This window comes from Terriglobia bacterium (assembly GCA_036496425.1).
GTDB lineage: Bacteria > Acidobacteriota > Terriglobia > 20CM-2-55-15 > 20CM-2-55-15 > 20CM-2-55-15.
In genome coordinates this window covers 1-1,616 of record DASXLG010000063.1, presented here as the reverse complement: position 1 = coordinate 1,616, position 1,616 = coordinate 1, and the positions used below count along the sequence as shown (strand labels likewise).

Genomic DNA, 1,616 nt, shown 5'->3' with positions numbered 1-1,616 from the left:
CCCGCGCGCGTAGATGGCAAGCGTGCCGAGATTTTGGAATGAGACATCCGACGTGAGATCGATGGAACCGTTAACAGTCGCCAGCGCTAGCAGGTCAAGACCGGTGAAGGTCAATGTGCCGCCGGGCGGGCCGGACGTAATTCCATCCACACCGATTAAACCAAGCTTGGTTACGCCGCCGTTGCTCGTGTCAATCGTCGGATTGCCGGTGAGCGACAGACTCTGGAATTTAAAGACGGCGATCGGCAGATTGTTTGGGTCGGCAAAAAACTCGGTGTCAAGATTTAGCGCAGTATCAAAGGCTGAGGTGGAACCAAACGCCCACAACGTGAAAGGTCCATCATCCATCGCGCCGCGATAAATCTTGCCGAAGTCAGTCACGCCATTGGTGGTGATCGATGGATCGGTCGTAATGGTCGTTCCGCTGGTGATGACGTACGGATTCGGCGAAGTGATCGTCGGTGGTGTCCCATATTTGCTCGGCGGCGGTGGTGGTGGCGGCGGGCTCGGAGTCGGCGTTTCAACTCGAACATCCACAACAGCCGGATTTGAGGTGGCGCTCTGATCGGTCACGTCGATCGTGTCGAGCATGCTCTGGTAAGGTGGCCGATTCGATACCACGACTTGCTGCTGCGCGGCTTGCTGATCCGCCACCGCCAGGATGAGCGGCAAATTCGCCAGCGACGGAAAATCCGCGACCAGCGGCGACGTCGCCAGCACCAGTTTCACATCGAATTTTTCCGGCTTACTAACGTGCCCGCCTTCGGCGATAACCATTTCGCCGCCACGAACAGTCACAGCTTTTTCAGGGTGGCCGAGGGGATAAATCGTGCCGGTTCCTTCGAGAACCATAAATTTTGCAGGCGGGCCTGTTGAAAGAAGCGCCGTCCCACCCATAACGGCAACGGTGACAGCTGTCGTATTGGCCCTAACCGGGGGTGCGTTGGGGGGAACCTGGAGGAGAATCGCGCCCTGGGTCAACTCTGCCTGACGCGCTCCCGCGGTAAAACTGAAAATCGTGTTCGCGCCGAGCCGCGTGATAGTGAGATCGTTAAAAGTCAATTCCGCCCGCGATTCTACTCCAGTGCGCACCGCCGAGCCGTGGGTGACTTTATCGTTCACCGCCGCCGCATGAGGCGCGGCATGCGCTTCCAACAAGCGCACGTCCTGAATTACCTGTGACACGCGTGCTTCTTGCAATGCGGCAGCGTTTGCCAGTCGCGTTGGGGCAACCAAAATGAAGAGGACCCCGCAGACCGTTACTGGTTTGCTGCTAAAAGTCTTCGTCCAAAACTTTTTCATATTTATCTCCTACTGTTGTGCTGCACCGGTTGCTTCCGGCATTGAATGTGACTTTGCTGATCCGGCAGTGGTCCGGCCCGCTACATTGGTATGGGCTTGGCCCAGAACCGACACGCGCGTTCCGCCGCCGAAAATAACAAGGTTGGTGTCGATCAAAGTCTTTTTCGATTTCTCTTGTTGCTGCTTCTGGCTTTCCGCCGCGATCAATTTCTCGCTGCGCAGCGGCGGAAGATCGACCATGAATCGGCTGGTCTTCACAAAACGCGCAATGTCAAAGTCCACGGGATCGCTCACCGCTGCGTTCGGGTTGCCCA

2 protein-coding genes are annotated in these 1,616 nt (G+C 56.9%); both read right to left on the bottom strand.

What is annotated here, in order from left to right; genetic code table 11:
• Nucleotides 1-1,302: FecR domain-containing protein (locus VGK48_04130; GenBank protein HEY2380352.1), on the bottom strand; the 1,302-nt coding region annotated here is incomplete at its 3' end.
• A gap of 9 nt (nucleotides 1,303-1,311) precedes the next feature.
• Nucleotides 1,312-1,616, bottom strand: a 305-nt coding sequence (locus tag VGK48_04125) for a hypothetical protein (protein HEY2380351.1), incomplete at its 5' end; no start/stop codon positions are given.